Origin of the sequence: Pseudomonas sp. RGM2987 (assembly GCF_022952855.1) — a bacterium.
Lineage (GTDB): Bacteria > Pseudomonadota > Gammaproteobacteria > Pseudomonadales > Pseudomonadaceae > Aquipseudomonas.
This window is the reverse complement of sequence record NZ_JALJDX010000199.1, coordinates 1-24556: the sequence shown is the minus strand read 5'-3', so window position 1 is coordinate 24556 and position 24556 is coordinate 1. Positions and strand designations below refer to the sequence as shown.

At 61.5% G+C, this 24556-nt stretch carries 15 protein-coding genes and 2 pseudogenes; 8 read left to right on the top strand and 9 right to left on the bottom strand.

What is annotated here, in order from left to right:
- Nucleotides 1–71: 71 nt before the first annotated feature.
- Complete coding sequence (locus RGM2987_RS15255) at nucleotides 72–596, bottom strand: Mpo1-like protein (protein WP_245142612.1); 525 nt, start codon at nucleotides 594–596, stop codon at nucleotides 72–74.
- Between the two features lie 86 nt (nucleotides 597–682).
- Between RGM2987_RS15255 and RGM2987_RS15250 the strand changes: the two genes are divergently transcribed.
- The 3 genes from RGM2987_RS15250 to RGM2987_RS15240 all read left to right on the top strand — a co-directional run bounded on the left by RGM2987_RS15250 (nucleotide 683) and on the right by RGM2987_RS15240 (nucleotide 2948).
- Nucleotides 683–1369: a Crp/Fnr family transcriptional regulator gene (locus RGM2987_RS15250; protein WP_245142610.1), complete on the top strand. Its 687-nt coding sequence runs from the start codon at nucleotides 683–685 to the stop codon at nucleotides 1367–1369.
- 99 nt (nucleotides 1370–1468) lie between these two features.
- Nucleotides 1469–1717: a helix-turn-helix transcriptional regulator gene (locus tag RGM2987_RS15245; protein ID WP_245142608.1), complete on the top strand. Its 249-nt coding sequence runs from the start codon at nucleotides 1469–1471 to the stop codon at nucleotides 1715–1717.
- The gene (locus RGM2987_RS15240; RefSeq protein WP_245142605.1) at nucleotides 1710–2948 is read left to right on the top strand and encodes a type II toxin-antitoxin system HipA family toxin; all 1239 of its coding nucleotides are present in this window, start codon (nucleotides 1710–1712) and stop codon (nucleotides 2946–2948) included. The genes RGM2987_RS15245 and RGM2987_RS15240 overlap by 8 nt, the downstream gene beginning before the upstream one ends.
- A 129-nt stretch (nucleotides 2949–3077) precedes the next feature.
- On the opposite strand, the gene RGM2987_RS15235 is transcribed toward RGM2987_RS15240, so the two are convergent.
- Nucleotides 3078–4082, bottom strand: coding sequence for an AraC family transcriptional regulator (locus RGM2987_RS15235; RefSeq protein WP_245142603.1), 1005 nt, complete (start codon nucleotides 4080–4082; stop codon nucleotides 3078–3080).
- A 100-nt stretch (nucleotides 4083–4182) separates the two neighbouring features.
- Here RGM2987_RS15235 and RGM2987_RS15230 point away from each other — a divergent pair, with 100 nt between their 5' ends.
- The gene (locus RGM2987_RS15230) at nucleotides 4183–5256 is read left to right on the top strand and encodes a fatty acid desaturase (RefSeq protein WP_245142601.1); all 1074 of its coding nucleotides are present in this window, start codon (nucleotides 4183–4185) and stop codon (nucleotides 5254–5256) included.
- Between the two features lie 210 nt (nucleotides 5257–5466).
- On the top strand, nucleotides 5467–7347 hold the full coding sequence (locus RGM2987_RS15225) for a methyl-accepting chemotaxis protein (protein WP_245142598.1): 1881 nt from the start codon (nucleotides 5467–5469) through the stop codon (nucleotides 7345–7347).
- Nucleotides 7348–7524: 177 nt separating this feature from the next.
- On the opposite strand, the gene RGM2987_RS15220 is transcribed toward RGM2987_RS15225, so the two are convergent.
- The 5 genes from RGM2987_RS15220 to RGM2987_RS15200 all read right to left on the bottom strand — a co-directional run bounded on the left by RGM2987_RS15220 (nucleotide 7525) and on the right by RGM2987_RS15200 (nucleotide 14647).
- Nucleotides 7525–7989: an SRPBCC family protein gene (locus RGM2987_RS15220; RefSeq protein WP_245142595.1), complete on the bottom strand. Its 465-nt coding sequence runs from the start codon at nucleotides 7987–7989 to the stop codon at nucleotides 7525–7527.
- Nucleotides 7990–8021: 32 nt separating this feature from the next.
- A complete protein-coding gene (locus tag RGM2987_RS15215) occupies nucleotides 8022–11555 on the bottom strand; it encodes a non-ribosomal peptide synthetase (RefSeq protein WP_245142593.1) in 3534 nt (1177 codons plus the stop codon).
- A gap of 10 nt (nucleotides 11556–11565) precedes the next feature.
- A complete protein-coding gene (locus RGM2987_RS15210; RefSeq protein WP_245142590.1) occupies nucleotides 11566–12498 on the bottom strand; it encodes a diiron oxygenase in 933 nt (310 codons plus the stop codon).
- A complete protein-coding gene (locus RGM2987_RS15205; RefSeq protein WP_245142588.1) occupies nucleotides 12495–13271 on the bottom strand; it encodes a DUF3050 domain-containing protein in 777 nt (258 codons plus the stop codon). Before RGM2987_RS15205 ends, RGM2987_RS15210 begins: the two co-directional genes overlap by 4 nt.
- A gap of 683 nt (nucleotides 13272–13954) precedes the next feature.
- Nucleotides 13955–14647: a GntR family transcriptional regulator gene (locus RGM2987_RS15200; protein ID WP_245142586.1), complete on the bottom strand. Its 693-nt coding sequence runs from the start codon at nucleotides 14645–14647 to the stop codon at nucleotides 13955–13957.
- 202 nt (nucleotides 14648–14849) lie between these two features.
- On the opposite strand from RGM2987_RS15200, the gene lapG reads away from it, so the two are divergent.
- From lapG to RGM2987_RS15185, 3 genes and pseudogenes are all read left to right on the top strand, one after another.
- Nucleotides 14850–15542, top strand: a complete 693-nt coding sequence (gene lapG / locus RGM2987_RS15195) for a cysteine protease LapG (protein ID WP_245142584.1) — start codon at nucleotides 14850–14852, stop codon at nucleotides 15540–15542.
- Nucleotides 15543–15556: 14 nt separating this feature from the next.
- On the top strand, nucleotides 15557–17503 hold the full coding sequence (gene lapD / locus RGM2987_RS15190) for a cyclic di-GMP receptor LapD (RefSeq protein WP_245142582.1): 1947 nt from the start codon (nucleotides 15557–15559) through the stop codon (nucleotides 17501–17503).
- A 686-nt stretch (nucleotides 17504–18189) separates the two neighbouring features.
- A pseudogene (locus tag RGM2987_RS15185) lies at nucleotides 18190–18425 on the top strand (hypothetical protein).
- 504 nt (nucleotides 18426–18929) lie between these two features.
- Here the strand turns inward: RGM2987_RS15185 and RGM2987_RS15180 are convergent.
- Nucleotides 18930–19268, bottom strand: coding sequence for a tryptophan synthase subunit beta (locus RGM2987_RS15180; RefSeq protein WP_245142578.1), 339 nt, complete (start codon nucleotides 19266–19268; stop codon nucleotides 18930–18932).
- A gap of 174 nt (nucleotides 19269–19442) precedes the next feature.
- A pseudogene (locus tag RGM2987_RS15175) lies at nucleotides 19443–24556 on the bottom strand (LapA family giant adhesin); the annotation flags it as partial.

Sequence of the window (24556 nt, the reverse complement as noted above, 5' to 3'; positions counted from 1 at the left end):
CTGATCGGCCGACATCGATGTTAACTGATCCACCGCTTTCGCGAGCAAGCCCGCTCCCACAAAGACGCCCCTCAGACCGTCGAACGCACCCCGCGCAATGCCACCGGCCCGGCACGCTCTTCAATGGCGCGCTTGAGCTCGCCTCGCAGCCCGAGCAGAAATCCTGCTTCGACCACCACGAACAACGGCCCGACAATCAACCCGGTGAGGTCATCGACAAACGCCGGTTTGCGGCCCTCGTAATAGTGCCCTACAAACTGGATCACCCAACCCACCACAAACATCCCCAGGCCACTGCCCAGCCACATCAGGGTGCTGTGCGCCGCCAGCACCTGGCCCGTCCACACTGCAAGGCCCAGCAGCACCGTCATCAGCACACCCAGGCGCAACTCCAGGCGCAGGTAGAACCAGGCACTGGCCGCCGCCACCAGCAGCGCCGGGGACACCAGGACCGCGCCCACCGGCCAGCCCGGGCGGGACAGCAGTACCGCGACCGCGACGAAAATCAGCGGAATGCCAATGAAATGGCTGGCGATGTTGCGTGGGTCGCGATGGTAGGCGGCGTATTGACTGAGATGATCAACGAGGTTTTTCATTGTTGTTCCTCCTGAGGTGATACCCGCATGATGCCCAGGTTCCATCAGGCGCTCTGTCAGCTAGCCGACACTTGTCCGGAGTCTCCATGAATTCCCATCCCTGGCACTCACATCTGATGGCCGGCCACTGGTTCAGCCATCTGCCGGTTGAATTACAGAATAGCCTGCTGGAAATGTCCCGGGTGCGCCGCCTGCCGCCCGGGCATCGGCTGTTCCAGCGCGGCGATCCGCCCTGCGGGATGTACGCGGTGTTGGAGGGCGCGGTGCGGGTCGGCGCGGTGAATGAACAGGGCAAGGAAGCGCTGCTGAGTGTGGTGGAAGCGCCTCACTGGTTCGGCGAAATCTGCCTGTTCGATGGGCAACCGCGGACCCACGATGCGGTGGGCGTAGGGCAATGCACGTTGCTGCATTTACCCCAGGCCCCGTTGCTGGAATTGTTGGAGACACAACCGATTTACTGGCGGCATCTGGCGTTGTTGATGAGCCACAAACTGCGCCTGGCTTTCATCAACCTCGAACACCAGAGCCTGATGCCCGCCCCGGCCCGCGTCGCCCACCGCCTGCTGCTGATCGCCGAGGGCTACGGCGAAATCGAACCGGCAAGGCGAGTGCTGCAGCTGCCCCAGGAACAACTGGCGCTGATGCTCTCGCTGTCACGCCAGACCACGAACCAGATCCTCAAGGACTTGCAGGCCCAGGGCATTCTTCACCTGGGCTACGGGGAGATCGAAATTCTCGACATGGAGCGGTTGCGGGCGTTGACCGCTCTCTGAAGCCTGGCGCCGTCCTGTGGCGCATTAAAAATGAATCAAATAGAGTGCATGTTAGCGCCATATGGTAGTTTTGCACTGTATACGATGCTGGAGCTTTGCATGGAAACCTTAGGCGAATTGATCAGACGGCTGCGCAAGGAACGAAAGCTTTCCCAGCAAGCGTTGGCTGCGCAATACGGCATGAGCCGCGCCACGATCTCAGGCATTGAAAATAACACCATCCCTGAAGTAGGAATCCGAAAGGTGGAAGCGATCCTCAATGGTTTTGGCTATGAGTTGACAGCCATCGCCCGGCCATCGAAGCGTCCCACACTCGACTCGTTGAAAAAGGGGTCTTTCCATGGCTGACGAGCAAGGTTTGGACCGACTACAGGTTTCAGTGGGCGAGACAGCTGTTGGCACTCTGGGGCGAGGCCAACGGCGCGCCGACTCTGTGTTCACCTATGGCGATAACGCGACTGAAGAGCTGTCCGTGTCGCTGACCATGCCGGCACGTCTTGAAAGCTACATCTGGGAATCAGGTGTACCGCCAATCTTTGAAATGAACCTGCCTGAAGGGGCCTTGCGTGATGAGCTGGTTCGGCGCTTCAGCAAAGCGGTACGTGGTTTCGATGACTTTGCCATGCTTGCGATTGTGGGCCCCCATCAATTGGGGCGCGTGGGTATCGGTCCTCACCGGAACGAGACTGAACCACCTGAAACCAGTCTGGCGGATCTGCTGGTGCACGATGGGGCCGAGGGGCTGTTCGAGGATCTAATGCACACCTACGGACAGTATTCAGGTGTGTCCGGCGTACAACCCAAGGTGCTGGTGCGCGACAGCGCGACGACAGTCGACCGTTTGACCCATCGGGGTTCTACCCATCTGATCAAGGCATTTCGTTCCGACGAGTTTCCGGAGTTGGCCGCCAATGAGTTTTTTTGCATGCGGGCCGCCCTGCACGCTGGGCTCGAGGTGCCGGAATTCGAATTGAGCGACCATGGCAAATTTCTGATCGTCAAACGCTTCGACTTACTCGCAGATGGACGTTACCTGGGCTTCGAGGACTTCTGTGTGCTCAACGGGTCGCCATCGAAGGCCAAGTACGACGGCTCATACGAAGGAGCGGCTCGACAGATCAAAGCATTCGTTTCGCCGCACTTGCTCAGCCACGCACTGGAGTCGCTGTTCAAGATAGTCGCGCTCTCGGCCGGTTTGAAAAATGGCGATGCGCATCTGAAAAATTTCGGCGTGCTTTATGATCACTGCGCAGCCGATGCGTCCATCAGACTTGCACCTGCCTATGACCTCGTCAGCACCGCCGTGTACATCCGTAATGACAACATGGCACTGTTGTTGGGCGGTTCGAAAGCGTGGCCCAAACACAAGATGCTGATGCGGTTCGGCCGTTCTGCCTGCAACCTGACCGAGGGGCGTTGCAACGAGTTGATAGAGCAAGTGATTCAGGGGATGGACCTTGCCATGACGGAGATGCGTCAGTACATGGGCGGCAACCAAAGGTTCCGGGCAACGGGGGAAGCCATGATCGAGGCTTGGACCATGGGGTTGGCGCGCAGCCTCAAGCCCTCGGGGGGCTGAACGACCGCTTTCGCGAGCAAGCCCGCTCCCACAAGGGATTTTCGGTGGCCACCCAATCTTCGTCTCACCGCAGAACCCCTGTGGGAGCGGGCTTGCTCGCGAAGAGGCCGCTACAGCCACCGCAAACCCCTAGCGCACCCCATCGCGAAACTGTCCCGGCGTCATGCCGGTCCAGCGTTTGAACGCGCGGCTGAAGCTGCTGGTATCGGCAAAGCCGAGCAGGTAGCTGACTTCGCTCAGCGAGCAGTTCGGGTCGCGCAGGTGCAGCAGCGCCAGGTTCTCGCGGCATTCATTGAGCAGCGCGTCGAAGCGGCAGCCTTCATCGGCCAGGTGCCGTTGCAGGCTGCGCAGGCTCAGGTGCATGGCCTTGGCGATGTGCTCGGCGCTGGGTTCGCCTTCGGGCAGTTGAGCCTCGATGGCCGCACGCACCTTGCGCTCCCAGGTCAACGGCTGGAGCTGGGCGAGGGTGCGCTTGAGCACCGTTTCGTTGTGTTCGGCCAGTTCCGGGTTGGCGTCGTCCAGGTGCCGGTCGAAATCAGCGAGGCCGAACTCCAGGTAATCCTGCGTGGCGGCGAAATGCACCGGTGAGCGGAACACTTTATGCCATGGGCTGGGATCGGCCGGCTCCGGGCGTCGCAGGTACACCGCCAAGGGCGCGTAGTCGCGTCCCAGGCGGTTGCGACAGGTGCGCACATAGATCGCGGCAAAGGCATCGATAGCTTCGAAGGCCGGCGCCGGCCGGTCCTCTGGCGCGTCGAGCGTGAAGCGGTAGCGGTCTTCGCTGCGGCTCAGTCGCAGGGTCAGCGCGTCACTGACGACCGGGTGATAGCGCACGATCCGCTCGAACACTTCCCGCAGGCTGCCGCTGGCGACCAGGGCATAACCCAGGGCATGGAAGGTGGTGGGGCTGACGAAGCGCGATACCCGCAGGCCGATCGCCGGGTCGCCGCTGGCCTGCACCGCCAGCGTCCACAGGCGCGTCGTTGCCGAGAGCGGATAGCGGGCGTTCGGGTCGTCCATCAACTGTGGATCGAGGCCGGCCTCCAGGCACAAGGCGTGGCTGTCCAGGCCCAGCGCATCGAGCTGTTTGCGCAGGGCGCGGGTCCAGCTGGCGAGTGAGGTCGGTTCAGTCATGACGATTGGCGCTTGCGGTCAACAGGTTGGCGTATACGGCTACCACCCCATGGGCAACGCCCGGCAGGATGAGCACATCGATAACTAGAGGATGTAAGCCATGCACGGCCGTTGCGCAAGTCCCGAGCGATTGAATGCAGCAGAACGATCCGCCCATATTCGCCAGGTGGTACTGGCCCGGGGCGAAGAACTGCGTCGGCGCTACCCGATCCTGCGGCACCAGGATGCACTGGGCGCGGGCATCCTGGCGTTCGCCCTGGCGGGGATGATCGGTTCGGCGCTGCTCTACATCAATGGTCATCTGGCCGGCTGGGCGTGCCTGCTGCTCAACGCTTTCTTTGCGTCCCTGACCCATGAACTGGAGCACGATCTGATCCACAGCATGTACTTTCGCAAGCAACGCCTGCCCCATAACCTGATGATGGGCCTGGTGTGGCTGGCGCGGCCGAGCACCATCAACCCGTGGATCCGCCGGCACCTGCACCTCAATCATCACAAGTTTTCCGGCAGCGAGGCTGACTTGGAAGAACGCGCCATCACCAACGGCGAGCCCTGGGGGCTGGCGCGGTTGCTGATGGTCGGTGACAACGTGATGTCGGCGTTCATCCGCCTGTTGCGGGCCAAGACCTGGACGCACAAGCGCAGCGTCCTCAAGCGCACTCTCAAGGTGTATTTCCCGCTGGCGCTGCTGCACTGGGGCGCTTGGTATGTGTTTCTCGGTTTTCACGGTGCCAACGGCATCGCCGGCCTGTTCGGCACCTCGATTGACTGGTCAGCGAACACGTTGGCGGCGATGCAGGTGATCGACATCGCGGCGGTGGTGATTATCGGCCCGAACGTGCTGCGCACTTTCTGCCTGCACTTCATCAGCTCGAACATGCATTACTACGGCGACATCGAGCCGGGCAATGTCATCCAGCAGACCCAGGTGCTCAATCCCTGGTGGCTGTGGCCGCTGCAAGCGTTCTGCTTCAACTTCGGCAGCAGCCATGGGATTCATCACTTTGTGGTGAAGGAACCATTCTATATCCGGCAACTGACGGTGCCGGTGGCGCACAAAGTGATGCGCGAGATGGGCGTGCGGTTCAACGATTTCGGCACTTTTGGCCGGGCCAACCGGTTTGTGGGCGAGGCTGTGGCGGCCAACGAGGAGGTGGAGACCGTGCGGGCTTGAGCGTTTCAGCAGGCGCCAGCTGCATTCCATGCCAGGCCTTGAGAGCTGTCCTCTCGTCGCCTGGCGTCACGCAAGCCTAATTTTTTCCGTTGGCTTGCCGACAGCTTCATAAGCGTGCACCAAAGTGGAGCGAGGTCAAAAGCCCCGTCTACGCTTTACCTGCAACCGCAACCGGAATGCACCCCCACTCCTGCATAAGAAGCCCCATCGATGAATCTAAAGTTCAGTCACAAAATCCTCCTGGCCGCCTCTGGTGTGGTGGTCCTGGCTTTTGCCCTGTTCACGCTCTACAACGACTATTTGCAGCGCAGCACCATCGGCAGCAGCCTCGAGTCTTCCATCGAGCAGTCCGGTGACCTGACGGCCAGCAGTATCCAGAACTGGATGAGCGGCCGCGTGCTGGTGCTGGAGAACCTCGGCCAGAACATCGCACACCAAGGCGCCAATGCCGATCTGGCGGGGCTGGTGGATCAGCCGGCGCTGACTTCGAACTTTCAATTCACCTACGTGGGCCAGGCCAACGGCACGTTCACCCAGCGCCCTGACGCCAAGATGCCTGACGGCTACGATCCGCGTCAGCGCCCCTGGTACAAACAGGCCGTGAGCGCCGACAAGACCATGCTGACCCCACCCTATTCGGCAGCCGTCGGTGGCCTGGTAGTAACCATCGCCTTGCCTGTGAAGAAGAACGGCGAGCTGCTCGGTGTGGTGGGCGGTGACCTGAGCCTGGAAACCCTGGTGAAAATCATCAACTCGGTGGATTTCGGTGGTATCGGCCATGCGTTCCTGGTCAGCGGCGACGGTCAGGTGATCGTCAGCCCGGACAAAGACCAGGTGATGAAGAACCTCAAGGACATCTACCCCAATACGCCGGTGCGCATCGGCAAGGGCATTCAGGAAGTCGAGCTGAACGGACAGGATCGGATCCTTTCGTTCACCCCGGTAACCGGCCTGCCGAACGCCGAGTGGTACATCGGCTTGTCCATCGACAAGGCCAAGGCCTACGCGCCACTGAGCCAGTTCCGTACGTCCGCGCTGATCGCGATGTTCATTGCGGTGGCGGCCATTGCGTTGCTGTTGAGCATGCTGATCCAAGTGTTGATGCGTCCGCTGACCACCATGGGCCGCGCCATGCAGGACATCGCCCAGGGTGAAGGTGACCTGACCCGGCGCCTGATGGTGCAGGGCAAGGACGAGTTCGCGGTGCTGGGCGGCTCGTTCAATCAGTTCGTCGAGCGGATCCATGCGTCGATTTCCGAAGTGTCTTCCGCCACCCGGCAGGTGCATGACCTGTCGCAGCGGGTGATGACCTCGTCCAACGCTTCGCTGGTCGGTTCGGATGAGCAGAGCGCGCGGACCAACAGCGTGGCGGCGGCCATTAACCAATTGGGCGCCGCGACCCAGGAAATCGCCCGCAATGCTGCCGACGCCTCGCAACACGCCAGCGGCGCCAGCGAACAGGCCGATGACGGTCGTCAGGTGGTGGAAAAAACCATCCACGCCATGACCGAGCTGTCGCAGAAAATCAGCCTGTCGTGCACCCAGATCGAAACCCTGAACGCCAGCACCGACAACATCGGGCACATCCTGGACGTGATCAAGGGCATCTCCCAGCAGACCAACCTGCTGGCCCTGAACGCCGCCATCGAAGCGGCCCGCGCCGGTGAGGCCGGGCGTGGTTTTGCGGTGGTGGCCGATGAAGTGCGCAACCTGGCGCATCGTACCCAGGAGTCGGCGGAAGAAATCCACAAAATGATCACCTCGCTGCAGGTCGGCTCGCGCGAGGCGGTGACCACCATGAACGCCAGCCAGGTCTCCAGCGAAGAAAGCGTGGAAGTGGCAAACCAGGCCGGCCTGCGGCTGGTCAGCGTGACCCAGCGCATTGGCGAGATCGACGGCATGAACCAGTCGGTGGCCGCGGCGACCGAAGAGCAGACCGCCGTGGTGGAAACCCTCAACATGGACGTCAGCCACATCAACTTGCTGAACCAGCAAAGCGTCGCCAACCTCAATGAAACGTTGAAGGATTGCGATGCCTTGTCGCAACAGGCCAATCGGCTGAAGCAGTTGGTGGACAGCTTCAAGATCTGATCCACCGCATCGCGAGCAGGCTCGCTCCCACAGGGGTTTGTGGTGGATCTGAATGTTGCAGCCACCCGAAAACCAGTGTGGGAGCGGGCTTGCTCGCGAAGGGGGCAGCACAGTCGACATCACTGCAACCTGACCCACCGCTTTCGCGAGCAAGCCCGCTCCCTCAGGGGGGTGGGATTAGGCGAACATCGCCTGCACATTCCCCATCGCCTCATCGGCAAAGCCTTGCAGGAAATCCCGGAACCCGGACGGTGTATGGGCGTCGGTGTGGTCGGCGATGATGGTCCAGGTGGCGCGGCAGCGGTTGTCGGCCAGGGGTTCGACGCGCATCGCCGCCCACAGGTTGTCGATGCCCAGGGTGTTGTAGATCAGGGTCCAGGTCATGTGCATGGCCTGGTCGTCACGGCTGTTGAGCTGTTCCACCACCAGGTTCTGCCCGTCGACGAAAAATTTCTTGCGCAGGGACCGCACGCCCTCGCCGGTCATTTCGATGCGCTCAAGCGCCGGGATGAAACGGTTGAATCCGCCAAAGTCGCCCACCAGTTCCCAGGCACGAGCCGCATCGGTCGATATCTGCACCGAGGCTTCGACGTGGCAGGCGTGTGGGTTCTTGATCAGGGTGTCGGGTTGAAATGCACTCATGGTCTTGCTCCTTGCTTTGGGGTTGAGGTACTTCAGATGAAGTCGATGGCTTTGAGGTAGTCGGCGCCACGACGCAGCAGCGCCGGGGATTTTTCCGGGTAGCGGGCGCCCATCTGCCGGACGCCGGTGCGGGCGTTGTCGTGGCGGATCAGCGAGATATCGCCGATGTCCTCCTCGAACCCGTTGAGGTAAAAACCCAGCACGCCAAACAACGCGTTGTCGGGATCGACCCGGTCCAACTGTCGTTGCCAGTCGGCGACGCTCACCAGGGAAAACTCCCGGCCGCTGTCACGGAACGACGCCACGTAGGCGTCCCAGCTCAAGGGTTCGGGGTTGTGCAGGTTGAACACCGCTTGCGTCGGCTGGTAGCGGCTGGCGTGGAAGGCAATGAAGCGGGCGAGGAAATCCACCGGCATCAGGTCGAAATTGAGCGACAGGTCCGGCACCTGGCCGAGCTGGATCGAGCCCTTGAGCATCAGCATCAAGCGGTTCTTGTGGGGTTGGCAGACCCCGGTCAGGCTGTTGAAACTGATGTTGCCGGGGCGGAACAGGTTGACCCACACGCCTTGATCCCGGGCCCGTTGCAGGATCCGTTCGCCAACCCATTTGGACAGGTTATAGCCGTTCTTGATGTAGATCGGCGGCGTCGGCGCGGCGGGTAGTTCAAGCACCTGCCCATCGACACCCAGGGCACTGGACGCCGACAGCGTGGAGACGAAGTTGAAGATCTTCTTGGTCCGCCCTTCACACAGGCGCAGGCATTCGAAGATCGGCTCCACGTTATCCCGCGCCAGGGACGGGTAGTCGAGCACGTGATTGACGTGGGCGGCGTTGTGCACCAGCGCGCCGAAGGTGCTGTCGATGCGGGTGTAGACCTCATCCGGCAAACCCAGTTGGGGTTGGGTGATATCGGCGGCGTAGACGCTGACCCGGCTCAGGTCCAAGTGAGTCAGGCGGTTGTCTTGCAGGGCCTGGGAAAAACGCTCCGCCGCGCTTTGCCCGCCAGACGCCCGCACCAGGCACGCAACCTCTGTGGCGCCCCAGTCCAGCAGCGCTTCGACGATGTGCACCCCCAGAAAGCTGTTGGCACCGGTCACCACCACCTTGTGCACATCGCCGCACTGGCTGATGGGCAGCGGCTCGATGTTGAGCGGCGCCTCGGCATCGATAAAGGCCTGCGGGCTCAGTACCGAGGCGTTGTCGTGCTCCGGGCCGTCGAGCAACTTCGCCAGGGTCAGCAGCGTGGGCGCTTCGATGAAGCGGTTGATCGACAGGCTGCGCCCGAAGGTCTGGCGCAGGCTCAGCAGCAGCTGCGACAGCAGGATCGAGTGCCCACCGAGATTGAAAAAACTCTCGTCGGTGGCGATGTCTTCCGGCGGCAACTCCAGCAGCTCGGCCCAGATCGCTTGCAGTTGGGTTTCCAATGGGGTTTGCGGCTGGCGTCGCTGGCTGGCGCTGTGCACCTGCACCGCAGTCGCCAGCAAAGCCCGGCGATCGACCTTCCCGTTGCTGGTGTAAGGCAGGTTGGGCAACTCTACATAGGCCGCGGGGTGCATGTAGCTGGGCAGGGTGTTCTGTACATGTTCGCGCAAGGCTTGAAGGGCTGCCTTTTGCTGGGGATGAACCAGAAACGCCAGGATCCTGCGCCGCTCGTCCACACCCACCGCCACCTGGCGGAACAACTGGCGTTCGCGCAGGCAATGCTCGATCTCTTCGGGCTCGACCCGGAAACCGCGGATCTTCACCTGGTTATCGCGCCGCCCGCTCAGCTCGATGCCGTTATCCGTCCACTGACCGATATCGCCGGTGCGATAGACCCGCAACGCCTGCCCGCCGGGCAGCGTCAGGTCGAGGTAGCGGCTGGCGCTGAGCAGCGGGTCGTTCAGGTAACCCAGGCCGACGCCCGGCCCGGCGATATACAACTCGCCGGGTGTGTCCTGAGGCACCGGTTGCAATTGTTCGTCCAGGATCAGCATCCGGCAATTGGCGATGGGCACGCCGAGGTTGCGGTTGTTGTCGCCGACGCCAAACTGCCGGGTGGTCGCCAGCACCGTGGTTTCGGTCGGGCCGTAGATGTTGTGGAACCGGCACTGTGGCGCGAGCCGTTCGATCACGAATGGTTCGCAGACATCGCCGCCGGTGATCAGGTGGGTCAGTCCCAACGGACTTTCCAACGGCATGACGCTGAGCAGCGCCGGCGGCAGAAAGGCGTGGGTGATCCGTTGCTGGTGAATCAGCGCGACCAATTGCTGTGGATCGCGACGCTGGTCTTCATCGGGCGCCACCAGCAGGGCGCCGTGGATGAAGGTCGGCAGGATATCCAGCAACGACGCATCAAAGTTGATGGTGGAAAACTGCAGCGCCCGGCTGTCGCGCTGCAAGCCGACGTAGTCGCCGTACCAGGCGCAGAAATGGCTCAGGTTGCGATGACTGAGCAGCACGCCTTTGGGGTGGCCGGTGGTGCCGGAGGTGTAGATCGCCACCGCCGGCTCGTCGATGTCCACGGTACGGCGTATCAGCGAGGCTGGAATGCCCGGTGTGGTCGCAGGCAGTCGACGTACGTCCAGGGTCGGCAGCGAAAGGTCGCCCAGGTCGCTACTGCCGTCGTGCAACAGCAGGCTGGCCTTGGCGTTCTCCAGGATGAAGCGCCGACGTTGCGCCGGGTGCTGCGGGTCCAGCGGCAGGTACACCGCCCCGCACCCCAGCACCGCGAGGATCGCCGCGTACAGGTGCGCGGATTTAGGCAAGCACAGCGCAATCACCTTCTGCGAGCTAGGCTTGTCGGTGCAAGGCCTGTGGGAACCGGACTTGCCCGCGATGAACGATGACTCGGTCTGGTTGGGTACCGCTGTGTCTATATCGCGGGCAAGCCTTGCTCCCACAGGTCTTGCTTGCTCAGAGTCTGCGTGTTCCAACCGCTCCAGCATCGCCTGCTGCACCCTGAGTGCCAGGCTGCGCAAGGCTTTGTAGTCGATCAGTTGTCCATCGACCCACAGGGCCGGGCGCTTCGCGTCATCGAGCATGCGCTGTTCGATGCTATGCAGCACCGGCACCTCGGCGGCGGCCAACAGCCAGGGCACGGTTGGCCGATTGAGACGATGCTCGAACGCCAGCGGCTCCAGCGCATCGAGCGCCAGCAGCGGGGTATCGACAGGCTCGGCTTGCATCGCAGGCCCTTGATCGAAGCAGCTGTCATCCCGCGATAACTGGCTGACCAGCCGCGCACCGCCCTCGACCACCGCCGCCAAGGCCCGCAGGCGCAACGACTGACCATTGCCGTCGCTTTGCGTGGCGATGAGCTCCTGGGCGAGTAGCCGCCGCGCAGCGGTGTGAAAAAACACCATCGGTTGTGGCAGAAATTCGCCGGGCACGTTGCGCATCGCCACGCGTATTTCAAGGCGGGAGCGGGCTTTAAGGGCAGGCCAAACCGTGCCGTCATCAATCAACAGGTCGACGGTGGTGGTCGATTGAAGGTCCACGACAACGTGGCCATGCTGTTCAAGTTCCCGGGCCAGTTCGGCCATGGCCTGGCTGGTGCCAGGCACTGCAATTTCGAGGCGTCTCATTGAAAGGTCCTCATGGGGTCAGGTAATCCGCGAGGGCGTCGCGCACGCAAGGGGAGGCGAGCATGGAACTGCCGCGAAAGAAGCGCGTGATATTGCCCACCAACGGGTGGAAGCGATTGATCGGATAAGCCAGTGCACTGGCGTCCTCGCGCAGCGCCTGGCGCACCGATTCGTCGACCGGCAGGTGGGCGATCAATTCGAAGTCGAACGCCTGTTGCAGGTCGCTCGCCAGGTACTGGACGATGAATCCAGGCATCAGGCGCGCAATCGCCTCGCGATCCGCTTCGGGCGCGCTGCGCCAGTACATCTGCACCAGCCGCGTCCAGAACCCGGAATGCCGCCCTTCGTCGAGCAGGTGATCGGCCATCAGGCCCTTGATCGACGCCTTGACCGAGTCGTCGCGGGCGAAGGCCGCCACTTCGTTGGTCACGGTGTTCTCGGCGATGGCGATGCAGATCAGCTCCACCGCGCTGAGCAAATGCTCTGGCGCGCGCGCCATGGTCGCCGGTATCGCGCGGCTGAGTTCGATCTGTTGTGGCAACGGGATCGGCTCGATGCCGGTCATGTCGATGGTCTGCTGCATGAAGTCCATCGCCACCAGTGCGTGATAGTCCTCGTCCACCACCACCGTCATTGCGTCGTAGCGACAGGCGAACGGGAACTCGATGCCGAAGCGGTTCTTGGCGATGCGGCGGGCGGTGTGGTCCACCAGTTCAGTCTCGAAAATCACCACGTCGTTGATGAACTTGTAGAGGCTTTGCACCAGGGCAAAATCGCGCAGTTGCGGACAGTGCGTGAGGAACGTCTGGCTGTGCACCATGGGCTGGCGGCTCATGGGGAAGATCAATTTGTCGTCGTCCTCGACCCGGCGCCGTGGCCGGGTGCGGATGGTGGCGCGGCTTTCCCAGGTGTCGGCGAAAGACTGATAGGGGATAGCGTTCATGGCGTCACCTGCGCGACCGGTTGGGTCATGCTCTGGCGCAGGCCATCCCACAGCGCCGCGCGACTGTGGACGGCGGCGAGGGCTGCGGCGAGCACTTCGGTCTCGCGCTGCGGGTCGCCATTGATCAGCCGGGCCAGGAGTTTTTCGGCCGCCGGGCCATGGTCTTCGGAATCGACCTCGATGTGCCGTTGCAGGTAGTAGCGGAAGGTCGGGGCCTGATCCAGGCCAATGCCCCAGGCGTCCAGCATGCGCTGGAACATCTGCGGGATGACGCTCTCGCGACCATGCACGAACGCGGCGGCGACGCTGTGGGCCGGGGCGTGCAGGGCAGTGTGCAGGGTTTGGCGGACGAAGCGTGCCGCCGCCGGCTCGACCTCGACGCTGTCCAGCGCGGTCTCGGGGCTGACGCCTTCCTGCTGCAGGGTGATGAATTGCTCAATGGCGCTGGTGTCCGCGCCGACTTCGCGCATGGCGTCCAGATACAGCTCGAAGTGGCTGCAATAGCCTGCGCCGGGGCGGTCGTCGGACTCTTCGCCGAGCACGATTTCATTGATCAGGCGTGCCGCGTGCGGGTCGGCCGGCGGCAGCCAGGGCAGGTGGACACAGGTGAGTTCGCGTTGCAGGCGTTTGGTCAGGGACATGAAGTCCCACACGGCAAATACGTGGCTTTCCATGAAGCGGCGTAGCAGATCAATTGATGTAATTTCGGAAAAAACCGGGTGCTGGCCTAGTTCTTGTTTTTTCAGAGATAGTTGTTCTTTAGTTGGCTGCATTGGAACGTCCTCATCAATGATGTTTTGCTCGGAAAGTGCCCGATCTTTATCAGCGCGAACGGGCGCCTGAACCGAAATCCATAAATTGCCAGAGTGACTCAAGTGTTCGCTTTGATAGCGATTGTCGGTCTGAAGCGCCTGATTGCAGGCTGTATCGTTACCGGATGCCGTTGATAACAACTCGGCGAATAAAAAACTAATACACAAAACAACTAGGCGGCAAGCGGATTTTTAATTATTTAAAGTGTTGTTTTTATTAGGCGCGAAGTTGCTCACTAAAACTTGTTGGATAAGTTTTATTCAGGCGAAGAAACTCCTTCCGATTTATAAGTATCAGAATCGAATAGTTCGAGTGAATGCCTCACTCGGAGCACTTCAAGGGACTGGGGAATCAGGAAATTTATGTTTAAGGGAGAGACGTCGGTCGGACCTCCGAACACCTCGCCGGTTGGACGACGCTCCTTGCGTATTGGCTTCGATTCGCCTGGTTGCAGCCAGGCGCTGACTTCTTCAGGTCTGTTTTTTGAATCGACAAACGCAAGAGTGAGCCCAAATCGATGGCAGTGCCATTGACCTGAGGGGCCGACGAGTCGCAGACACAGCCGGGCCGCGCGGGGCAGGCGAGAAAGGACTGGGAAGGATATGTAAGAAGTTTTTACGCCGACTGGACTGTCGGCGTTTGCTCAGCGACTCGATTGCTGTTCCAGATACCGGCGCATGGTGGCCGAGGCTTTTTCCAGATGCAGCTCCAGCAAGCCAACGGCTTTGTCGATGTCTTTGTCCGCAGCGGCCTGGAGCAGGGCGCGATGATCGTCCTGGCTCAACTTGCCCAGCCCCATGGAGGACAGGTGAAAGCGCAGGAAACGCTCCTCTTCGTTGAGTTCGCGCTCGACCAGGTCCAATAGCTTGCGGTTGGGCGCCTTGCGATAGAGCGCCATGTGGAACTGTCGGTTGAGCCTGCCGATTTCAGCGAGTTCGGTTTGCGCTTCCAGTTGTTCGATGTAGCCGGCAGCCTGCTCCAGGTCAACGGCATCGAGCAGCGGGATCGACAGGCGCAGGGCAAAAGCTTCCAGCACCGTGCGTAGTTGGTACGTCTCGACGGCGTTGGTGGTGATCAGCGGAGCCACCACCGCCCCCTTGTGCTGGACCACATTGAGCAATGACTGGGCTTCGAGTTGGCGCAAGGCTTCGCGCACCGGCATGCGGCTCACCCCGAACAGATCGGCCAGTTCCTGCTGGCGCAGGGCAGTACCGCTAGGCAGGCGTCCATCGAGGATGGCCTCGCGCAGCGCCCCTTCGATGATCGAACGTGCCTGATCGGCGGGGATTGGACCGTCGACCTGGATAGTGCTGAGCGGTTTAGGCTTCTGTGTCACGACAACGTACCCTGACTGGAGATCCTGAATTGGATCCATGCCAACCTTAGTGACAGATTATCCGGCCGTCAAAATCTCGCGGCCTCGGTTCCTGGACTAAAGTTTAGCGTGCCTTTGGTGATTGCACCTTGCCATTGTCTTTTACCGGGCCAGGCTTCACCATCCAACGAATTTCCAACGGCCCTTTTCGGACGTATTTCCCTTGGCTGCACCTTTCCCTGTCCTCAGGTCCTTGCGCTGGCTGTGTTCGGCATTGCTGCTGGCCGGCCTCATGCTGGGCGGCTTGCGGGCGGACTGGGACTTCGCGCAGATCAGCCGACGGGCACAAGCCTTGTATGGGCCGTTGGGCGAGGGGCAGCAACGGATCGACGCCTGGCAACACCTGTTGGCGACCCAGAAACAACTCCCGGAGCTGGAACAGCTCAAGGTGGTGAACCTGTTCTTCAACAAACAGGTGCGCTACGTGGAAGACATCGACCTGTGGCATGAGGTCGATTACTGGGAAACCCCGATCCAGGCCTTGTGGAAGGGTGCCGGGGATTGCGAGGACTACGCCATCGCCAAGTATTTCAGCCTGCGTCATCTCGGGGTGTCCAGTGACAAGCTGCGCATTACCTACGTCAAGGCGTTGCGGCAGAACCGGGCGCACATGGTGCTCACTTACTACGCCACGCCCGAGGCGATGCCCCTGGTACTCGACAGCCTGATTGACGGCATCCAGCCGGCCAGCCAGCGAACCGACCTGTTGCCGGTCTACTCTTTCAATGCCGAAGGGCTGTGGCTGCCGGGTGCCAAGGGCAACAAAAAAGTCGGTGATACCAAGCGCCTGTCCCGGTGGCAGGATGTGTTGAAAAAAATGCAGGCCGAAGGTTTTCCGGTCGAGACGACTAACTAGGAGCGCACGCTCAGATGTCCTTGTTCAAACAGCTGTTGATCGCTATCTGTCTGTTCCTGGTGGTTGCCTTCAGCGGCAGCTTCATGGTCAGCCTCGAGAGCTCGCGGGCCCAGTACGTCAACCAGTTGCGCTCCCATGCCCAGGACGCGGCCACGGCGCTGGCGCTGTCGCTGACGCCCAATATCGATGATCCGGCGATGGTGGAGCTGATGGTCAGCTCGATCTTCGACAGCGGCTACTACGCCAGCATCCGCGTGGTCGACGTGGCCACCGACAAGACCCTGGTCGAGCGCACCGGCACCCCGGACGCGGGCAGTGTGCCGCAATGGTTCGTTTCGCTCATCGGCCTGGAGCCGGCCGGTGGCGATGCCATCGTCAGCCGTGGCTGGGAGCAGGCCGCGCGGGTAGAGGTGGTCAGCCACCCGATGTTCGCCCTCGCCAAGCTGTGGCAGAGCGCACTGGGCAGCCTGGGCTGGTTGTTGCTGTGCGGCGCCGTCAGCGCGGTGCTGGGGGCCTTGTTGCTGCGTCGCCAGCTCAAGCCGTTGGATTACATGGTGCACCAGTCTCACGCCATTGCCCGCCGTGAGTTCCTGAGCCTGCCGGAGCTGCCGCGTACCCCTGAACTGCGCCGTGTGGTGCAGGCGATGAACCAGATGGTCGAGAAGCTCAAGGCGTTGTTCCAGGAGCAGGCCGAGCGCAGCGAGAAACTGCGGGTGGAGTCTTATCAGGACAACCTCACGGGCCTGGCTAACCGGCGCTATTTCGAGATGCAACTCAATGCCCGGGTGAGCAATCCGGAGCAGGCCAGTTCCGGTTACCTGCTGCTGTTGCGAGTCAAGGACCTGGCCGGTTTGAACCAGCGCCTGGGCGGCCAGCGCACCGACCAGTTGCTGATCGCTGTTGGCGAACAACTGCTGCGCGAAAGTGCCCGGTATCCGGAAACCCAGAATCTGGTGACGCGCATTCGCGGTGGTGAATTCGCCGTGCTGGCGCCGGGTCTGGTACGCGAAGAAGCGCTGCAACTGGCGCAGAACCTTGAAAGCGCACTGGCGAGCCTGCACGCCACCGGTGCGACCGATGTGGCCTCGGTGGCCTCCATCGGCTTGGCACCGTTCGTCCATGGCGACTCGCCACAAGCGGTGCTTCAGCTCGCCGACCAGGCCCTGGCCCAGGCCGAAAGCCAGGGCGAACCGGGTTGGGCCTGCCTGGACCATAGCGCGGTGGCTCGCGTCGGCGACGACCATCATGCCTGGCACACGTTGCTCGACCAAGCCCTGAGCCAGCAGCGTTTCGAGCTGTACTTCCAGCCGGTAGTGGCGGCTCAGGACACCGACATGGTGCTGCATTACAAAGTCTTGTCGCGGCTGCTCGACGAGCAGGGCCAGACCATTCCCGCCGGGCGCTTCCTGCCTTGGCTGGAGCGCTTTGGCTGGACGGCGCGGCTGGACCGCCTGATGCTCGAACAGGTGCTCAGGCAAATGGCCGGGCACGATCAATCCCTGGCATTGAACCTGTCTTCCGCCACCCTGGCCGACCCACAGGCGTTGAACAAAATCTTTGAAATCCTGCGGGCTCATTCCAACCTCGGGCCGCGCCTGACCCTGGAGATCGGTGAAGAACAATTACCGGAGCAAGCGGTGCTGGAGCAATTGACCCGGCAGCTACGGGAGTTGGGTTTCTCATTGAGCCTGCAGCGCTTTGGTGGGCGTTTCAGCATGATCGGCAACTTGTCGCGGTTGGGGTTGGCCTATCTGAAAATCGACGGCGGCTATATCCGCGCCATTGACCAGGAAAGCGACAAGCGTCTTTTCATCGAAGCGATCCAGCGTGCGGCCCACAGTATTGACCTGCCGTTGATTGCTGAGCGGGTAGAAACCGAAGGTGAGCTGGCGGTGATTCGGGAGATGGGATTGTTTGGGGTGCAGGGGCAGTTGGTTGGAGAGCCTCGGCGCTGGGCGTAAGGCTTGGGTCCCTTGTGGGAGAAAAGCTTGCTCGCGATGAGGCCGTTTCAGACCACCCCCGTGGCGAGGGAGCTTGCTCCCGCTCGGCTGCATAGCAGTCGCAAACCGGGCCATGCGGTTTGTCTGGATAAATCCAGGGGCCTGCTTCGCAGCCCAGCGGGAGCAAGCTCCCTCGCCACGTTGGCTTTGTGTCGAGTCGAAATGAGCGATCAACCCACAGGGGATCTGTTGACGAATGGGAAAATTGTGCCCTGGCTCAAACCCTCTGTGGGAGCGGGCTTGCTCGCGAAGGCGATGGATCAGTCGATATTGATGCTGGCTGACATACCGCTTTCGCGAGCAAGCCCGCTCCCACAAGGAGGGTGTGTTGTCGAGGATGTTGTGATCGACACAAGTCCAATGGGGGAGTGAGTCTGCTCGCGAAGGGCCCACCCCGGACACCCGAGCATCTCGCAGACTCATGCCCTCGTACCGTCCTAGGAGATTTCCCTCAAGTTGTAGCGAAGTTGGTGAACTTGTCGGGCGTCAGGCTCGCCGCTAGTCTGGGTTTGTCATCGAAAAAAACGATGACACGGGCGTGCAAGTCCGGAATATCTGTTTAGGGCGAAACGGCCCATGCCATTCAGCGATCTCATTTGGATTCGCTGTGTAGCAACGGCTCCTTACTAGTCGTTTAGGAGTTTCCAATGACAACAGCGAAAACGAAACGCACTTCACACAGTTCCGATACCCTCGACGAAGCCGCCGAACGCGCCCTCGACTATTACCTCAATCCCAAACCCAGCGAAGAAGCATACGGCCAGGCGTCAACCGCCCAACTCTTCATGGTCGCCCCGGACATCGACACCGAACCCTGCTGGCCAATGTGCATCTGTTGGTGGAACGGGCAATGGATCGGCTGGAAAGTCAGGCGGCGGGCTGACGTGTCTGTGGCGGTTTGATGATTGCTATCGCGAGCAGGCTCGCCCCCACAAAGGGCCGTATTCGGTCAGTCGCCACCGATCAAATGTGGGAGCGAGCTTGCTCGCGATGGTGTCAGCCCAGACATCCCATAACCCGTGGCGAGGGAGCTTGCTCCCGCTCGGCTGCGCAGCAGTCGTAAACCGGGCCATGCGGTTTGCTTGAAGAAATGCAGGGGCCTGCTTCGCAGGCCAGCGGGAGCAAGCTCCCTCGCCACCTTGGATTTGTGTTGAGTCGAAACTTGAGATCAGCCACAGCCCCCTATGGGAGCTGGCTTGCTCGCGAAGGCGTCGGCGCAGCCAACATCATGGGAAACTGATCCACCGCTTTCGCGAGCAAGCCCACACACACAAGGAATGTGGGTTGTCGAGGATGTTGTGATCGACACAAAGCCCACTGTGGGAGCGAGCCTGCTCCGGGCGGCGATCCGACGGTGAGGTCAGCCCGAACACCGATGAGTCCAGGGCTAGATCAACCCCTTCTCATCATCATCGATCAAGCGGCTCAGCCCACCCAATGCTTCCCGCGCCTGGTTGCGATCCATCAGTTTGGCCTGGGCGGCGGCTGGCAGGTCGGTGACGCGGATCACGCCTTTGCTGGTCAGGACCTGGATCAGGTCGTCGAGGACCCGGATCATTTCCAGGTCGCTCTGCTTGAGCTGCTTGAGGCTGTTTTCTACCGCCTGGTTGGCGAACCAATCCTGGATTTCATGATTGTCGGCCGGCAAGGTTTCGGTGGCCTCGGTATAGGCGGTGGCTTCCACGCGCACCAGCAGGCCTTGTGCATCACGTTGCACATAAAACATCGGGCATCCCTCATTTAGAAAGCGGCGTCATGCCGGGCAGCATAGGCCAACTCTGCGGGAGTATGAACACTTATTGTGGCGAGGGAGCTTGCTCCCGCTGGGGCGCGAAGCGGCCCTGTTTTCGGGGCCGCCTGGCTAGCCAGCGGGAGCAAGCGCCCTCACCACAGGTCAGGTTCAGCTGTTGTTGTGATCGATCTTGATGGTCGGATCACTGCCGGCGATCAGCGAGTTCAGGTTGACGTTCGACCAGTTGTTGCCTTCGAGCTTGATCGTCACGTCCGGCGTCGCCGCTGCGTTGCCGGTGTTGAACTGACCGGCACTGCTGACTTGCAGCGACGACACGCCATCGACCGTGCTGATCTTCAGGAAGTGGTCGATGGTGCTGCCGCTCTCGCCCTGCAACAGATCCCGCAGGTCGATCCGGTCGCCATCAGCGGCCTTGAAGTCCTTGATCACATCAGTACCCGTGTCGCCGGACTTCCAGACAAAGGTGTCGCCACCCAAACCACCGATAAGGGTGTCATTACCCAGGCCGCCGATCAGCGTGTCGTTGCCCGTGCCGCCAAGCAGGATGTCATTGCCTTTGCCACCGTCGAGCAAGTCATTGCCGCCCTGGCCGAAGATAATGTCATTGCCGCCACCGCCCAACAGCGTGTCGTTGCCATCGTGGGCACCGGACACATCGAACGCGGTGTAGTGCTCGGTGATGTACTGGTGCACGTTGCTGGTGGTGACCTTGCTGACGTCCACGCCGTTCTGCTGGGCGACGAACGCCTGGAGGGCCTGGTAGCCCTCGCCGGCCACGCCATTGAAGCTCACCAGGTCGCCGAACAGGATGTCGTTGCCGTCACCTCCGTTGACCGTGTCGGCGCCTGGCATTGTCGCTTCGGTGTGGCCGATGATCGAGTTCGCCAGGTTGTTCGGGTCGATGTTGGTCTGTGGTGTCTGATCCGAATCGTATGGCTTGAGATCGTTCAGGGACACTCCGTTGTTCAGGCCAATGGCTTCGACGTTGCTCAAGCTTTTCAGCAGCGTAAAGCTGGCAGTCGAACCCGCTGCCGCCGATCCACCGTCGCTCAGGTAGGAGAATTCGAACGTGCCGTTGCCTTCGGCATGCACGGTGCCAACATAGTTGTCATTCCAGTTCTTGCCGCTTTTGGTCGACAGGTACATCTCACCGTCTTCGTAGATGGTGTACTTGTGCGTGCTGTCGATCGTCTGGGTGTAGAACTTGCCGATGGTGTAGTTGGCCGCGCTCAGGACGTCATCGAGCTTGACGTTGCCGTACAGCGTCGGGTTCGTCTGTTCGCCTGCCTGGTAAAGGTTCGGCTGGCCATCGGTGATGAAGTACGTCAGGTTCTTCGCACCGGTATTGGTCAAGGCCTGGGTGCTGTTGAAGAAGTTCGCCGTGGTCTTGAACACGTCTTCGTAGTTGGTGTTGCCGCCGGAGACCATCGAGTCGAGTACGTTCTTGAGCAGCGTCAACGCGTTCGGGTCGTTAAGGTTCACCGCAACGGACTTGTTCACCTGGGTGTCGAAATCCGCCAGGAAGATGTTCACCGTCCCGGAGTTGCTGCCCAGGCTTTGCTTGAGCGTATTGAATACCGAGGTCAGCGAGTTCTTGGCCGCGGTGACGGACGAGGAGCTCATGCTCCCGGAGCTGTCGACCATGAAGGCGATGTTGTAGTTGACGCCCGGCACCACGGTCAGGCCGCCGATGTCGGCGACGACGATGTCGTTGCCATCGGTGCCGGTCACGTTGTCGCTGCCGGATGTGCCGGTCACGGCGTTGTAGGTCGCCGGGTACACGGTGACCGGGATCTGCGCGGTGCTGATGGCCGAGCCGCCGAGGGCTTCGGTGGCGGTCGACGTCACAGTGACGTTGAACTGGCCGTTGTAGTAGGTCGGAGGGGTCAGGGTCAGGCTGCCCAGGTTCCAGCCGGTGACGGAGGCTTCGCCGTTGCTGCCCACGGTCGTGGTATGACCCGCGCCGTCGCTCAACACCGTGCCTTCAGGGATGCCGCCGACTTTCACGCTCAGGCTTTCGGAGCCGTCGGTGTCGGTCAGGCCGGTGGTGATCTTCGACAGATGGACGCTGGTGCCTTCGGCGCCTTCGTTGAGCTTGAAGCCGTCGTAATATCCTTCGCCATTGGTGCCATGCAGGTCGGAAACAGTCACGCCGGCATTCGCCAGGTCCGCCACGCCGGTGTATAGCGGCACGCCGGCACTGCTCAAATCGACAGGCGTGCTGCCGTTGACCGACAGGTTCACGTCGTAGCTGCCCGGGCCGGTCTGGTTGTGGTGGTAGATGTCCAGGGTGTAGTAGCCGCTGGTGGTCGGCGTGAACGAGCCGTTCAACTTGCCGCCCGCGCCCCAGGTAATCGCCGCCACGTCCTTGCCACCGACGGTCACCAGCAGGCTGTCGTCGCCTGTACCGCTGAAGGTGTAGGTCTTGCCCGCTTCAAGGTACATCAGGCCCGAGGTTTTCGACGCGGTGCCGGGGTTCACGTTGCTGTCGGACTGCACGTTGGTCACGGTGCCGCTGCTGTTCGGCGTGCCGGCGGCATCGATCACCGATTTGAGCGTACCGGACGGCGCGCCGCTGCCATCTGTGCCCAGGCCAGACAGGCCGGTCCAGACTTCCTTGATCAGCCCGGTGGAGGTCACGGCATTGCCGGCCACGTTGAGGCTCGGCGCATCGGCGACCGGGGTAATGTCAATCTTCACGGTACCGGCATTGCCCAGCGTCTGGCCGTCGGTCGGCTGGAAGCTGATCTGGGCGTAGTCGGCCTTCTGGTCGCCCACGCCGGCCGGGTTGCCATTGGCGCCGGATTCATTGGCGTCAGGGGTGAAGCGCAGCTTGCCGGCGTCGATGTCCGCTTTGGTGAAGGTCTGGTTGTTGGCCACGTCCTTCCAGGTTGCACCGTCCAGGTACTGCAGCTTGCCGTCAGCCGGCAGGCCGGTGATTTTCACGCCCAGGCTGGCGGCGGAACTGTCCGCGTCACTCACACCGAAGGTCGACCAGCCGAGCACCAGCGAGGTGTCTTCGGTACCGGTCACTGCGCCGCCGGCAGCCACCGGAGCGTCGTTGACCCCGACCACGTTCACCGTAGTGGTGGCGGTATTGGAGTAGCTGGTGCCATCGGTCACCGTCACGGTGATGATGCGCGGTACGGTGCTCGGGTCTTCGCTGGTGTTGATGAACGTGATGTTCTTGATCTGCTGCATGTAGTCAGCCAGCGTCGCGTTGCCCGACAGGGTCAGCGTGACCGTGCCGTTGGTGCTGTTGGCGTTGATGCTGATGCCATTGACGCTGTTGCCCAGATTCAGCGCATCGCCGGGCTGACGGTTGGTCAGCACGATGGTTGCGCCGGTCAGCAGGGTGCTGTCCGGGTCGGTGATTTTCAGGTCCGTGTCGCCAATGGACACACCTGGGCCGGCGGTGCCTTCAGTGAAGGTCACCTGGTAATCGGCGCCGGTCTTGCCGCTGGAATTGTTGGCGTCCAGATCAAGGACCGGCGCGGCATCGTTGTCGATGATCGAGGTGCTGACGCTACCATTGGTGCCGCTGACCGCCAGGTGCTCGAAGTTGCCACCGGTGGCCGAATCGACCTTGACCACGAAGTTTTCGGTGCCTTCGGTGATCTTGTCGTCCAGCGTCGCCACGTTGAAGGTGGCACTGGTGGCGTTGGCCGGGATCTTCACGGTGTAGACACCGGTGAAGTCCGAACCATCGGCGGCGGTACCGCTATAGACGATCTTGACCGTGACCTCGGTTTGCGCCGGGTTCGTCAGGCTGACCGTGTACGTGGCGGTCTGGCCCTCGGTGACTGAGGTGCTGCCGCTGATGCTGACGGTGGTGTTGTCAACGGTATCGGTGACTGTGGTTACCGCAGGCGTGGTGCTTGGCACCAGGTTCTCGAAGTTACCGCCGGTGACGGTCTTGATGGTCGCCGCGACGTTGCCGGCGTCCAGGTAGACGTCGTCTTTGGGTGCATCGACGATGACCGTGCCGGTGGTTTTGCCGGCGTCGATGTGGATGACCGCGCCGTTGCTCAAGGTAACGGTGACAGGCGTACCGGCCGCATTGGTCAAGGTGGCGGTGTAGGTGATCTGACCGCCTTCGGCCACTGTACCGGTGGCGCTGAGGCTGAGGCCGGTATTGTCCTGGGTATCGGTGACGGTGGTGTCAGCCGATTTGCCGTCGATGGCGAGTTTTTCGTAGTTGCCACCCTTGGCGTCGTCGATCTTGACGCTAAGGTTATCGCCGCCCGCCAATGCATCGTTCGGGGTGACGAAGTTAACGCTGCCCGAGCTTGCACCAACCGGGATGGTGATGGTTTGGCCGTTGGACAGAGTCACAACCAGAGGGGCACCAGTGACTGGGGCGTTGACGGACGCGGTGTAGACGACGGTGCCGCCTTCGGCAACGGTCGACGAGGCCGTCAGGCTCACAGTCGAAGTGTCAATGGTGTCAGTGACGTCAGTGACCGCAGGCGTGGTGCTCGGAACCAGGTTCTCGAAGTTGCCGCCGGTGGCGTGGTCGATGGAGACCTCGACCTTGCCGGCGTCTTTGTAGACGTCGTCTTTTGGAGCGTCAACGGTGACGGTGCCAGTGGTTTTGCCCGCGTCGATGTGGATGACCGCGCCGTTGCTCAAAGTAACGGTCACAGGCGTACCGGCAGCGTTGGTCAAGGTCGCGGTGTAAACGATCGAACCGCCTTCAGCGACGGTATCGGTTGCGCTCAACGTCAGACCGGTAGTGTCCTGGGTATCGGTGACGGTGGTGTCAGCAGGCTTGCCGTCGATTTCCAGTTTTTCGTAGTTGCCGCCCTTGGCGTCGTCGATCTTGACGCTCAGGTTATCGCCGCCCGCCAACGCATCGTTCGGGGTGACGAAGTTCACGCTGCCCGAGCTTGCACCAACCGGAATGGTGATGCTCTGACCGTTCGAAAGGGTGACAACCAGTGGAGCGCCGGTGACTGGAGCGTTGACCGACGCGGTGTAGACGACGGTGCCGCCTTCGGCAACGGTCGACGTGGCCGTCAGGCTCACAGTCGAAGTGTCGATGGTGTCGGTGACGTCCGTAACGGCTGGAGTCGTGCTCGGAACCAGGTGCTCGAAGTTGCCGCCGGTGGCGTTGTCGATGCTGACTTCAACTTTGCCGGCATCTTTGTAGACGTCGTCTTTAGGCGCATCAACAGTAACGGTGCCGGTGGTAGCGCCGGCAGCGATATTGATGACCGCGCCGTTGCTCAAAGTAACGGTCACAGGTGTACCGGCAGCGT